Genomic DNA, 12,461 nt, shown 5'->3' with positions numbered 1-12,461 from the left:
ATGTCACACGACACGTTGCCGCGTCCCGTGAAGACCGCGCGACCGCCCGCCCGGCCCCCGGCCCCGCGCCGCAGGCACTGGACCAGGCGCGCCAACCCCCTGGCCGGTGTGAGCACGGTGATCTGGCTGGCCGTCGTGATCATCCCCATCTACGCGATGATCTCGGCCTCGCTCACCAAGCAGGACGAGGCACTGGGCAACAACGCCCTGAAGCCGCCCACCGACCCCACCCTGGACAACTACAACACCGTTCTGCACAACGGGTTCGGCCACTACCTGGCGAACACGGCGATCGTCGCGGCGGCGGTCGTGGCCATCGTCCTGGTCCTGTGCGTCCCGCTCGCCTACGTGGCCGTACGGACCCGGAACGTCTGGTCCGGATCGGCCTTCCGGCTGTTCCTGCTCGGCGTCGCGATCCCCGCGCAGGCGGTCGTGGTCCCGCTCTATCTGATGATCGCGAAGCTGAACCTGTACGACAGCCTCCTCGCGATCATCCTGCCGACGGCCGCGTTCGCGATGCCGGTGTCGATGCTGATCCTCACCGGCACCCTGCGGGACATCTCGGAGGAGCTGTACGAGGCGATGGCCCTGGACGGCGCCTCGACCACCCGCATGCTGTTCCAGCTGGTCATCCCGATGACCAAGGGCGGTATCAGCACCGTGGTCATCTACTCGGCGCTCCAGGCCTGGAACGGCTTCCTCTTCCCCCTGATCTTCACCCAGTCCGACGGTCCGCGCGTGCTGACCCTCGGCCTGTTCAACTACGTGAGCCAGTTCGGCGTGAACATCCCCGCCCTGCTCGCCTCGGTCGTCCTCTCCGGTATCCCCATCTTCGCCGTGTACCTGGTCGCGCGCCGCGCACTGGTCGGCGGACTGATGGGCGTGGGCGGCAAGTGATCACCTCTATCCCGACGGGAGTTTCATGACCACCGCTCCATGGCGCGACCCCGCCCTGCCCGCCGCCACCCGTGTCGCCGACCTGCTCTCCCGGATGACCCTGGAGGAGAAGACCGCCCAGCTGTACGGCGTGTGGGTGGGCGCCGCCACGGACGGCGAGGGAGTCGCCCCGCTGCAGCGCGAGATGACCGCCGAGTACGACTGGGACTTGCTGATCACCCTCGGCCTCGGCCAGCTGACCCGCTCCTTCGGTACGGCTCCCGTGGACCCGGCGCTCGGCGCCCAGGCCCTGGCCCGCGCCCAGCGGCGGATCGCCGCCGCGGGCCGCTTCGGCATCCCCGCGGTCGCCCACGAGGAGTGCCTGGCGGGCTTCACGGCCTGGGGCGCGACGGCCTACCCGGTGCCGCTGGCCTGGGGTGCCACCTTCGACCCTCCGCTGGTCGAGGAGCTGGGCCGGCGGATCGGCCACGACCTGCGCTCGGTCGGCGTCCACCAGGGCCTGGCCCCGGTCCTGGACGTGGTCCGCGACCCCCGCTGGGGCCGGGTGGAGGAGACGATCGGCGAGGACCCGTACCTGGTCGGCACGATCGGCACGGCCTACGTCCGAGGCCTTGAGTCGACCGGAATCATCGCCACGCTCAAGCACTTCGCCGGGTACGCGTCCTCGGCGGGCGCCCGCAACCTGGCCCCGGTCAGGGCGGGCGTGCGGGAGTTCGCGGACGTCACGCTGCCCCCGTTCGAGATGGCACTGCGCGAGGGCGGCGCCCGCTCGGTGATGGCGGCGTACAACGAGACGGACGGCGTCCCGGCCTCCGCGGACCCGGGCCTGCTGACCGAACTCCTGCGGGAGGACTGGGGATTCACCGGCACGGTGGTCGCCGACTACTTCGGCATCGGGTTCCTGGAGACCCTGCACAAGGTGGCCGGCAGCCCGGCCGAGGCGGCGCACCGGGCGCTGGAGGCGGGCATCGACATCGAGCTGCCGACGCTGAAGTGCTATGGAAAACCGCTGGTGGCCGCCGTACGCGCCGGAACGGTCCCGGAGTCGCTGGTGGACCGCGCGGCCCGCAGGGTGCTGCTGCAGAAGTGCGAACTGGGCCTGCTGGACGAGGACTGGCAGCCGGAACCGGCGGGCCCGATCGACCTGGACTCGACGGCGAACCGCACCCTGGCCCGCCGGCTGGCGCAGGAGTCCGTGGTCCTCCTGGACAACCCGGACGGCCTGCTCCCGCTGGCCCCCGACACGCGGATCGCGGTGGTCGGCCCCCGGGCGGCGGACGCCCTCGCCATGCTGGGCTGCTACTCCTTCCCCTCCCACGTCCTCACCCACCACCCCGACGTCCCGACGGGTGTGGACATCCCCACGCTCCTCGACTCCCTGCGCACCGAACTCCCGGACGCCAAGGTGACGTTCGCGGAGGGCTGTGGGGTGTCCGACCCGGACCGGTCCGGCTTCGAGGAGGCGGTGGCGCGGGCGTCGGAGGCGGACGTGTGCGTGGCGGTACTGGGCGACCGAGCCGGCCTGTTCGGCCGGGGCACGTCGGGCGAGGGCTGCGACGTGACGGATCTCCAACTCCCCGGCGTACAGGGCGATTTCCTCGACGTGCTGCTGGGCACGGGCGTCCCCGTCGTCCTGGTCCTGCTGACCGGCCGCCCGTACGCGCTGGGCCGCTGGGACGGCCGGCCGGCAGCGGTGGTCCAGGCGTTCTTCCCGGGCGAGGAGGGCGGCCCCGCGGTGGCGGGCGTCCTGTCCGGCCGGGTGAACCCCTCGGGAAGGCTGCCGGTGAGCGTGCCGCGCACGCCCGGAGGCCAGCCGTGGACGTACCTCCAGCCCCCACTGGGCCTGGCGGGCGAGGTCAGCAACCTGGACCCGACCCCGCTGTACGCCTTCGGCCACGGCCGCTCGTACACGACGTTCACCTGGGAGGACTTCGAGGGCACGGCCCCGGAGATCGGCACGGACGGCTCGTACGCCCTCTCCCTCACGGTCCGCAACACCAGCGACCGCGAGGGCGCGGAGGTCGTCCAGCTGTACCTGCACGACCCGGTGGCATCGGTGACCCGCCCCGACGTACGCCTGATCGGCTACCACCGCCTGAACCTGCCCCCCGGCGAGTCCCGCCGCGTGACCTTCCACTTCCACACGGACCTGTCGTCCTTCACCGACCGCTCCGGCACCCGCGTGGTCGAACCGGGCACGCTGGAACTGCGGTTGGCGTCGTCCAGCGCGGAGATACGGCACACGGCACACCTGACCCTCACGGGCCCGGTACGGCCGCTGGGCCCCGACCGCCGACTGCGCTGCGAGACCCGGGAGCACGAGGTGGAGGGTTAGCCCTCCCCCACCGACTCGAACCGCCACCGGTGTACCGGTCGGGAGGTCAAGTCGGACGGGGGCTCCGGGAGTTCGGGGAGGTCGGCGTTCTGTGGGGTGTCCCACCAGGTGATGACCAGGACCCGGTCCTCGGGGGCGCGGAAGGTCTCGCGGCGGAGTGGGGAGGCGGGGAGCTCCTGGGAACGGACCCAGGTCACGAGGTCCTCGCCGCGGCCCTCTGTCGCCCTCGCCTCCCACATCAGTGCGACGCTCACGAGTAGAGGTTCTCCTTGCCGGCTCCGACCTCGTGGACATGGGCGTGGTCGTGGGTGGTGCCCGGTACGTGCGGGTCCGTCACCGGCAGTGAGGAGTCCGCGGACAGGTCCCAGCTGGATGCCGCGCGCCCGCGCGCCACCATCTCCGCGCCCAGCGCGGCCACCATCGCGCCGTTGTCCGTGCACAGCTTGGGGCGCGGCACGCGCAGCCGGATGCCGGCCGCCTCGCAGCGCTCCTGGGCCAGGGCCCGCAGCCGGGAGTTGGCGGCCACACCGCCGCCGATCATCAGGTGGTCCACGCCCTCGTCCTTGCAGGCGCGCACCGCCTTGCGGGTCAGGACGTCGACGACCGCCTCCTGGAAGGAGGCCGCCACATCGCGCACCGGGACCTCCTCGCCCGCCGCCCGCCTGGCCTCGATCCAGCGGGCCACGGACGTCTTCAGGCCCGAGAAGGAGAAGTCGTACGCCGGGTCGCGCGGGCCCGTCAGACCGCGCGGGAACGCGATCGCCTCCGGGTCGCCCTCGCGCGCGTAGCGGTCGATGACCGGGCCGCCCGGGAAGCCCAGGTTCAGCACGCGGGCGATCTTGTCGAAGGCCTCGCCGGCCGCGTCGTCGATGGTGGCGCCCATCGGGCAGACGTCGGAGGTGATGTCCGTGGACAGCAGCAGCGAGGAGTGGCCGCCGCTCACCAGCAGCGCCATCGTCGGCTCCGGCAGCGCGCCGTGCTCCAGCTGGTCCACACAGATGTGGGAGGCGAGGTGGTTCACGCCGTAGAGGGGCTTGCCGAGGGCGTAGGCGTAGGCCTTCGCCGCCGAGACGCCGACCAGGAGCGCGCCCGCCAGACCCGGGCCCGCCGTCACCGCGATGCCGTCCAGGTCCTTCGCGCTGATCCCCGCGTCCTTCAGCGCCCGGTCGATGGTCGGGACCATCGCCTCCAGGTGCGCTCTGGACGCCACCTCCGGCACCACCCCGCCGAAGCGTGCGTGCTCGTCGACGCTGGAGGCGACGGCGTCCGCCAGCAGGGTGGTGCCACGGACGATGCCGACGCCGGTCTCGTCGCAGGAGGTCTCGATCCCCAGGACCAGCGGTTCGTCAGTCATTGATCTCGGTTCCTTGTACGGAGGTCGACCCGTCGGCGGAGCCGCCGTCGGATCGGGTGGTCAGTCGCATGACCAGGGCGTCGACGTTCCCCGGCTGGTAGTAGCCGCGCCGGAAGCCGATGGGCTCGAAGCCGTGGCGCTCGTAGAGCTTCTGCGCCCGGACGTTGTCGACGCGGCACTCGAGCATCACCTCGGCGCACTCGAACGCGGTCGCCGCGCGCATCAGCTCGGTCAGCAGCAGCCCGCCGAGCCCGGTGCCCTGGTGGTCACGGGCCACGGCGATGGTCTGGATGTCGCCGAGGTCGCCCTGGGCGGCCAGGCCCGCGTAGCCGACGATCCGGTCGCCCTCGACGGCGACGACGTACCGCCGGCTGGCCTCCGCGCCCCGGGCGTGCGCCAGCTCGGACCAGAACATGCCGCGCGACCACGCGTCCTCGGGGAAGAGGTCCTTCTCCAGTTCGAGGACGGAATCGATGTCCCACCAGCGCATCTCGCGCAGTCGGGAGGGTACGGGCTCGGTCACTTGGGGGTGACCACCTTGTAGTTCTTGGGGACCTGGGCATCGGGGCGGCGCAGATACAGCGGCCGGGGCTCCGGCAGCTCCTCGCCCGCGGCCAGCTTCTCGGCGGCCAGCGAGGCGAGGGCCGCGGCGGAGACATGCTCGGGCTCGTGGACGTTCGGGAAGGTGCCGGGGTAGAGCAGCGCCCCCGCGCCGACGGCGGGCAGTCCCGCCACCCGGTCGGCGATGTCGGCGGGCCGGTCGACCGCCGGATTCGTGAGCCGGGTGCGCGAGTCGGCGTACTCGGCCCAGTAGACCTCCTTGCGCCGGGCGTCGGTCGCCACGACGAAGGGGCCCTTCTCGATGTCGGAGGCGTACGCGAGGCCGTCGAGCGTGCACACACCGTGCACGGGGACGCCGAGGGCGAGCCCGAAGGTGTCCGCGGTCATCAGGCCGACGCGCAGTCCGGTGTAGGGGCCGGGTCCGATGCCGACGACGACCGCGGTGACGGCGTCCAGCTTGAGCCCGGCCTCGGCGAGCACACGGTCGACGGCCGGCAGGAGCAGCTCGCCGTGCCGGCGCGCGTCCACCTGACTGGACGAGGCGATGACGGCCTCACCGTCGTGCAGGGCGACGGTGACGGCGGGGGTGGCGGTATCCAGAGCGAGCAAGAGCACGCGAACAGCCTACGGCTCCCGCGCCGCTCGCACGGCCGCCCCGGTGACGCGGTCACCGACTGCTACCGTCTGGACGAAGTACGACATATGACGCGAGGCAGAGGTGGGTGCACGTGGCAGGGACCAGCGCGGGAATCGTGGCCGGGCTCACCGCGGCGGCCGTCGGGACGGTCGGATTCCTCGCCTACCAGGCATCGGCCACCGTCCCGGCCGGTCTGGGCGACAGGCCCTCGTCGAGCGCCTCGCCCGCGACGGCCGCCACGAAGGCGCCCCGGGACACCAAGCACCCCACCGCCCTTCCCGGCGGCTCGGGCACGGGTGAACGTGTCGTGTACTCGGTGGACGACGACCGGGTGTGGCTGGTCGGCGAGAACGGCAAGGTGCGCCGCACCTTCAAGGTGACCCCGGGCAGCGTCGACCCGCTCCCGGGCTCGTACGCGGTGATGTCCCGCTCGCGTGCGGTCACCGGCACCGACGGCATCCCCGTCGAGCACGTCGTGCGTTTCACCAGCGTGGACGACGTGGTCATCGGCTTCAGCGCCGCCGTGGACCCCTCCGCAGCGGACCCCGACACGACCGTGAGGACGGGCGGCATCCGGGAGCGGCGCGCGGACGGGAACGAGATGTGGAAGTTCGCGACGATCGGGGTCCAGGTCGTCGTGATCCGTTAGCCGTAGGGTCGGTCGGTCCGCCCCGGTAGCCGTACGACCCGTAAGTAACCGTCCTAAGCGGCCGCGCGCTCTTCCCGCGCCGGCTTCGGCGCGTGCGGCTCGGGCTCGCGCGGCGGCTTGGAGACCGCGTCCGCAGCCACGCACGAGGCCAGCAGATCGCGCATGGACACCCCGGCGGGCGGATGGGGCGGGGGCTGAGCCCCGGGCTGAGAAGCGGACATGGACGCCTCCTGACGAGCGGGGGCGGGCGTAGTTAGGTAGACCTAACCACTGACTGGATACCATGTGACCACGCCCGGGACGTCCGGCGCAATATCTTGCCGACGGCTTGTCGGAATCTCCGGGGACCTCTCAGGCCGACAGCGGGGACCTCTCAGGCCGACAGCACCGAGAGGTCCACGTCCGCCCACCGCTCGCCGAGCCCGGTGAGCGTCACCTGCCGTACCTCGTCCGTGGTGTCACCGACGGCCCGGTGGATCACCACCTGCAGCCGGTCGTCGGTCAGCTCCTCGACCTTGCCCTCGCCCCACTCCACGACGATCACCGACTCGGGCAGCGAGACATCGAGGTCCAGGTCCTCCATCTCGTCCAGACCGCCCGCAAGCCGGTACGCGTCGACATGGACGAGCGGCGGTCCGTCACCCAGGGACGGGTGCACCCGGGCGATCACGAAGGTCGGTGAGGTGACCGCGCCCCGCACACCGAGCCCCTCACCGAGCCCACGGGTGAGCGTCGTCTTGCCCGCGCCGAGCTCACCGCTGAGCATCACGAGATCGCCCGAGCGCAGCAGCTTGGCCAGGCGACGGCCCAACTCCCGCATCTGCTCGGGAGCGTTGATGATCAGCTCGGTCTCAGCCGGGTCGTGCGGCGCTGCTGGTGCTGCTTCCATAGCCACTTACGGTAGCCCCTGCGGGCACGGCACCCGCGCGGGTGAGCAGGTCGGCGAGCCGGTCGGTGACCACTTCCGGGTGCTCCAGCATGACCAGATGCCCGGCGTCCGGGACGAGGACCAGCTCGGCGTCCGGCAGCAGATCGGCGATGACCTCGCTGTGCTCACTGGGCGTGACGAGGTCCTGGACCCCGGCCAGCACCAGGACCGGCATGTCCGCGAACCGGGCCAGGGCCTCGGTCTTGTCGTGGTCGGTGAAGGCCGGGTAGAACTCGGCGACCACGTCGATCGGCGTGGACTCGATCATCCGCTCGGCGAACCGTTCGATCGCCGGGTCGACGTCCCGGGACGCGAACGAGTACCGCTTGATGACCCCGGCGAACAGATCGGCCGTGGCCCGGCGCCCCTTCTCCACCAGCGCGGCCTGCGTGCCGAGCGCCTTCAGCACTCCGGGCAGCACCCGGCGCACCGCGTTCACACCGGCGAGCGGCAGCCCGAAGTTGACCTCGCCGAGCCGCCCGGACGACGTGCCGACCAGGGCGGTGGCCACGACCCGGTCGCGGATCAGCTCCGGGTACTGGGCGGCCAGCGCCATCACCGTCATGCCGCCCATGGAGTGACCGACCAGCACGATCGGTCCGTCGGGCACGGCCGCGTCGATGACGGCCTTGAGGTCGCGGCCGAGCTGGTCGATGGTGACCGGCGCCTCGTCCCGGCTCTGGGCCAGGCCCCGCCCGGACCGTCCGTGGCTGCGCTGGTCCCAGTGCACGGTCCGTACGACACCGCGCAGCGCCGCCCGCTGGAAGTGCCAGGAGTCCTGGCTGAGGCAGTAGCCGTGGCTGAAGACCACGGTGACCGGGGCGGGCGCCTTGCGGCCGAAGAGCCGGCGCCGCCGGGGCGCCGATCCGCCCTCCGGCTCGACGTCGTCGACCTCGTAGTACAGCTCGGTGCCGTCGTCCGCGATCGCCTTGCCCGGGGTGCCGCGCAGCGCGCCGTAGGGCCCCGTCGAGTCCAGTGCCAGCCGGGCCCTCCTGCGCATCCCGCGGCCCACGGTCATCCGCTCGATCGCGACACCGGCGGCCGCGCCCGCGGCGAGCACACCTATCGCGGTACCGGCGATGCCGGTCGCCCTGCGCCAGCTCCCGGCCGCCCCCGTGGCGGAGGCGACGGCCGCCGCAGCGGCTTCCGCGACGGCCTCCGCACTGCTCTCGCTCACGTACCGCTCCTCTTCGCCGTACTGCAGTTCGCTGGGTGGGTGATGCGGGTGTAGCAGTTGCCGTACAGATGTTGCGGGTGTTGCAGGTGCTGGGGGTGGGCACCGCTGTTACAGCTGTATCCGGTGCGGCACCGGTACCGGCCCCCCGTGCGGGTTACCCGTCCTGCCCGCCTGGTTCCTCGTTCACATAGACGCGAGGAACCCGCGTTCCGATCCGCGTGACGATCTCGTACGCGATCGTGCCCGAGGCCTGTGCCCAGTCCTCGGCGGTGGGTTCGCCGCGGTCGCCGGGCCCGAAGAGGACCGCCTCGGAGCCGACCTCGGGCTCGTCCCCGCCCAGATCGACCACGAACTGGTCCATCGCGACCCGGCCCGCGACCGTGCGCCACTTCCCGCCGACCAGGACCGGGCCGGTCCCGGAGGCGTGCCGTGGGATGCCGTCCGCGTAACCGACGGGCACCAGACCGAGGGTGGTCTCGCCCGGGGTGATGTAGTGATGCCCGTAACTGACGCCGTGACCCCCGGGAACGTGCTTCACCAGCGCCAGCGACGCCGACAGCGTCATCACCGGGCGCAGGCCGAAGTCGGCGGGGGTGCCGATCTCGGGGCTGGGCGAGACGCCGTACAGGGCGATCCCGGTGCGCACGAGGTCGAAGTGGGTCTCGGGAAGGGTGAGCGTGGCCGGGGAGTTGGCGATGTGCCGCACCTCGGGGCGGACGCCCTGCTCCTCGGCGTACGCCAGCATCTCCCGGAACAGGGTGAGCTGGGCGGCGATGGAGGGATGGCCCGGCTCGTCCGCGCAGGCGAAGTGGGACCACAGCCCGGTGATCCGGACGAGCCCCTCGCGCTCGGCGCCCAGGGCCGCGCCGACCAGTTCGGTCCAGTCCGCGCCGGGTTGGCAGCCGTTGCGCCCGAGGCCGGTGTCGGCCTTGAGCTGCACGCGCGCGGGCGCACCGGCGGCGCGGGCCGCCTCGGTGACCTCCCGCAGGGCCCACATGCCGCTGAGGGACACGTCCAGGTCCGCCTCGATGGCCTCGCGCCAGGGCCCGCCCGGGGTCCACAGCCAGCACATGACGCGCACCTGCGGCGGCAGCCCGGCCTCGGCGCGCAGCGCGAGCGCCTCCCCGGGCGTGGCCGTGCCGACCCAGGTCGCGCCCGCCTCGACCGCCGCACGGGCACAGCGCACCGCCCCGTGGCCGTACGCGTCGGACTTGACGACGGCCATCAGGGCCGCGCCCGGCGCGAGGGCACGCAGGGTCCGCACGTTGGCCCGCAGGGCGGCCAGGTCGATCTCGGCGCGGGCGCGCAGGGGCGCGGTCGGTGCAGGTGCTGTCTTACTCATCGCGCCCCCAGTGTCTCAGAGGCCTGTGACGGCCCCGGCTCGCAGGCCCTATGTGCCCGGTCGACGGCCCCACACGTACACCCGGTCGCCCTTCTTCAGCACGTCCCACAGCTTGCGGGCGTCGGGGAGCGTGAGATTGACACAGCCCCAGGAGCCGACGGTGGTGTAGATGCTGCCGTAGACGGCGTGGAAGGCCTGTCCGCCGTCGAAGAACTGGGCATAGGGCATGGGCTGGTTGTAGAGCGTCGACCAGTGGTTCTTGTGCTTCCAGTAGACCTTGTGCCAGCCGCTCCTGGTCCGGGCCCCGGCCCGCCCGCTGCGCATGGGCACCGGTCCGAAGACGACCTTGCTGCCCTTCTGCACCCAGGTCAGCTGCCGGCTGAGGTCGACGCAGGCGACCCGATACGTCCGTACCGGGCACTTCTTGGCCGAATTTGGGTTCTTACGTGCAGAAATGAGCATCATCCGGGACCAGGTGACGGGTCCCGCGAAGCCGATCGCGGGCTTGATCTTGTACTTCTTCTGAAAGGCCCGGATAGCCTTGCAGTCCGCCGCGGACTGCTTGCCGTCCACCTTGCGCTTCAGCCACCGCTCGACCTGGCGCTGATAGGGCCCGGCCTGCTTGCTGCAACTCACCCTGGCGACCGCATCGCCCAAGGGGACGTACTCGATGAGGTCGTACGCCCCCTTCGCCGCGTCCTCCGGCTCGACCGAGTCCTCCCTCTTGGTGGGCCGGTACACCTTCGGCGGCAGCATCTGGTCGGGCGTGTCGATCTGCCAGGGCTGCGACGGCCCCGGCGCCACACCGGGCACCAACTCGGTCTCCGGGCCGCCCGGCGCCGGGGCTCCGGAGGGGACGGCCGCGGCGGTGCCGGCGACGGGGAGAGCGGTGGCCGCCGCGAGCAGCACGGCGATGCCCCGGTGTCTGATTCGCCTGCCGAGCTCGGTTCGTCTGCAGATCATGCGATCAGACAAACCTGTCCCCGCTTCCGATCCGGGGAGCCGCGCGGTCAGGTCACCCGACGGGTGGACCCCCGTCAGTCCCGGACGTCCTTCCGGGCCTCTCGGACCTGGACGCCCAGCCGGGCCTCTCGGTCCTGGACGCCCAGCCGGGCCTCTCAGTCCCGAACGTCCCTCCAGGCCTCCGGAATCGCCTCCGCCACGTCATGCGCTCCCGCCGGCGCCCCGTCCGCCGCGTACCGCCCGGCCAGTCCGTGCAGATACGCCGCCGCGCTCCCCGCGTCCAGGGCCGAGAGCCCGGCCGCGAGCAGCGAACCCGCCAGCCCCGACAGCACGTCCCCGCTCCCGGCCGTAGCAAGCCAGGACGTCCCGGTCGCGTTCACCCGTACGGCGCCGCCGCCCGCGTCCGCCACGACGGTCGTCGACCCCTTCAGCAGCACGGTCGCGCCGTACCGCGAGGCCAGCTCCCGCACCGCCGCCAGCCGCCCCGCCTCGACCTCCTCCCGCGAGACGCCGAGCAGCGCCGCGGCCTCCCCCGCATGCGGTGTCATCAGCGTCGGCGCCGTACGTCCGCGCACCGCGCCCCGGTCCGCCAGCCGCAGCCCGTCCGCGTCGACCAGTACGGGCACGTCCTCCCCCAGCACCTCCGCCACCGTCGCCGCGTCGTCCCCGGCCCCCGGCCCGACGACCCAGGCCTGCACCCGCCCCGCCTTGTGGGGTCCTCGGTCGGAGACCAGCGTCTCGGGGAAGCGGGCGATCACCGCGTCCCCGGCCGGGCCGACGTACCGTACGGCTCCCGCCCCGCCCCGCAACGCCCCGGCGACGGCGAGCACGGCCGCCCCCGGATACCGCGCGGACCCCGCGGCGATCCCGACGACACCCCGCCGGTACTTGTCGCTCTCCACGGCGGGCACCGGCAGCAGCCGGGCCAGGTCCGCGTGCTGCAACGCCTCCAACTCGGCCTCGGCGGGCAGTTCGAGACCGATGTCCACGAGCCGTACGGACCCGGCGTGCTCCCGCGCCGGATCGATGAGCAGCCCCGGCTTGTGCGTCCCGAAGGTCACCGTCAGATCGGCCCGGACGGCGGCGCCGCGCACTTCCCCGGTGTCCGCCTCGACGCCACTGGGCAGATCGACGGCGACGACGGCGGCCCGGGACCGCTCGGCCGCGGCGGCGAGCGCGGCCGCGTCCGGCCGCAACCCGCCCTTGCCACCGATCCCGACGATCCCGTCGACGACAAGATCGGCCCGCTCGACGAGCCCCTCGCCGACATCGGCCCGGACGGCCGTACCACCCGCTCTGCGGAGAGCCGCGAGCCCGCCGGGATGGGTGCGGTCGGGGGCGAGCAGTACGGCGGTCACCCCGGCCCCGCGGCGCGCGAGCCGGGCCCCGGCGTACAGGGCATCGCCCCCGTTGTCCCCGCTCCCCACCAGCAGCACGACCCGGCTGCCGTACACCCGCCCTAGCAAGTCGGCACAGGCGGCGGCCAGTCCGGCGGCGGCGCGTTGCATGAGGGCGCCCTCGGGGAGCCGGGCCATCAGCTCCCGCTCGGCAGCCCTGACCGTCTCGACGCTGTAAGCGGTACGCATGCCGTGAGTCTCCCTCGGTTGTGCGGCAGGAC

13 protein-coding genes are annotated in these 12,461 nt (G+C 72.7%); 3 read left to right on the top strand and 10 right to left on the bottom strand.

Annotated elements, in window-relative coordinates; translation table 11 throughout:
• Positions 1-897 (top strand): carbohydrate ABC transporter permease, encoded by an 897-nt coding sequence (locus tag AB0I54_RS00780; protein WP_363293683.1) that lies wholly within the window; start codon positions 1-3, stop codon positions 895-897.
• A gap of 25 nt (positions 898-922) precedes the next feature.
• Entirely contained in the window at positions 923-3,232 is a 2,310-nt protein-coding gene (locus tag AB0I54_RS00775; RefSeq protein WP_363293682.1) for a glycoside hydrolase family 3 N-terminal domain-containing protein, read from the top strand.
• On the opposite strand, the gene AB0I54_RS00770 is transcribed toward AB0I54_RS00775, so the two are convergent.
• The 4 genes from AB0I54_RS00770 to tsaB are packed head-to-tail and all read right to left on the bottom strand — an operon-like array spanning position 3,229 to position 5,762.
• The gene (locus AB0I54_RS00770; protein ID WP_363293681.1) at positions 3,229-3,486 is read right to left on the bottom strand and encodes a hypothetical protein; all 258 of its coding nucleotides are present in this window, start codon (positions 3,484-3,486) and stop codon (positions 3,229-3,231) included. The genes AB0I54_RS00775 and AB0I54_RS00770 overlap by 4 nt on opposite strands.
• Positions 3,483-4,586, bottom strand: coding sequence for a tRNA (adenosine(37)-N6)-threonylcarbamoyltransferase complex transferase subunit TsaD (gene tsaD, locus AB0I54_RS00765; RefSeq protein WP_363293680.1), 1,104 nt, complete (start codon positions 4,584-4,586; stop codon positions 3,483-3,485). The genes AB0I54_RS00770 and tsaD overlap by 4 nt, the downstream gene beginning before the upstream one ends.
• Positions 4,579-5,109 (bottom strand): ribosomal protein S18-alanine N-acetyltransferase, encoded by a 531-nt coding sequence (rimI, locus tag AB0I54_RS00760; RefSeq protein ID WP_363293679.1) that lies wholly within the window; start codon positions 5,107-5,109, stop codon positions 4,579-4,581. The genes tsaD and rimI overlap by 8 nt, the downstream gene beginning before the upstream one ends.
• Positions 5,106-5,762, bottom strand: coding sequence for a tRNA (adenosine(37)-N6)-threonylcarbamoyltransferase complex dimerization subunit type 1 TsaB (gene tsaB / locus AB0I54_RS00755; protein ID WP_363293678.1), 657 nt, complete (start codon positions 5,760-5,762; stop codon positions 5,106-5,108). Before tsaB ends, rimI begins: the two co-directional genes overlap by 4 nt.
• Positions 5,763-5,875: 113 nt before the next feature.
• Here tsaB and AB0I54_RS00750 point away from each other — a divergent pair, with 113 nt between their 5' ends.
• Positions 5,876-6,433 (top strand): hypothetical protein, encoded by a 558-nt coding sequence (locus AB0I54_RS00750; RefSeq protein WP_363293677.1) that lies wholly within the window; start codon positions 5,876-5,878, stop codon positions 6,431-6,433.
• Between the two features lie 53 nt (positions 6,434-6,486).
• On the opposite strand, the gene AB0I54_RS00745 is transcribed toward AB0I54_RS00750, so the two are convergent.
• The 6 genes from AB0I54_RS00745 to AB0I54_RS00720 form a co-directional block, all read right to left on the bottom strand.
• A complete protein-coding gene (locus tag AB0I54_RS00745) occupies positions 6,487-6,654 on the bottom strand; it encodes a hypothetical protein (RefSeq protein ID WP_363293676.1) in 168 nt (55 codons plus the stop codon).
• A 152-nt stretch (positions 6,655-6,806) separates the two neighbouring features.
• Positions 6,807-7,322 (bottom strand): tRNA (adenosine(37)-N6)-threonylcarbamoyltransferase complex ATPase subunit type 1 TsaE, encoded by a 516-nt coding sequence (gene tsaE / locus AB0I54_RS00740; protein WP_363293675.1) that lies wholly within the window; start codon positions 7,320-7,322, stop codon positions 6,807-6,809.
• Positions 7,285-8,538, bottom strand: coding sequence for an alpha/beta hydrolase (locus tag AB0I54_RS00735; protein ID WP_363293674.1), 1,254 nt, complete (start codon positions 8,536-8,538; stop codon positions 7,285-7,287). Before AB0I54_RS00735 ends, tsaE begins: the two co-directional genes overlap by 38 nt.
• A gap of 154 nt (positions 8,539-8,692) precedes the next feature.
• On the bottom strand, positions 8,693-9,880 hold the full coding sequence (gene alr / locus AB0I54_RS00730; protein ID WP_363293673.1) for an alanine racemase: 1,188 nt from the start codon (positions 9,878-9,880) through the stop codon (positions 8,693-8,695).
• A gap of 48 nt (positions 9,881-9,928) precedes the next feature.
• Positions 9,929-10,843: a L,D-transpeptidase family protein gene (locus AB0I54_RS00725; protein WP_363293672.1), complete on the bottom strand. Its 915-nt coding sequence runs from the start codon at positions 10,841-10,843 to the stop codon at positions 9,929-9,931.
• A gap of 155 nt (positions 10,844-10,998) precedes the next feature.
• Entirely contained in the window at positions 10,999-12,429 is a 1,431-nt protein-coding gene (locus AB0I54_RS00720) for an NAD(P)H-hydrate dehydratase (protein ID WP_363293671.1), read from the bottom strand.
• Positions 12,430-12,461 lie beyond the last annotated feature (32 nt).

This window comes from Streptomyces sp. NPDC050625, assembly GCF_040654755.1.
Taxonomy (GTDB): domain Bacteria; phylum Actinomycetota; class Actinomycetes; order Streptomycetales; family Streptomycetaceae; genus Streptomyces.
The sequence above is the reverse complement of the archived record's forward strand: the minus strand, read 5'-3'. Positions and strand labels throughout refer to the sequence as shown.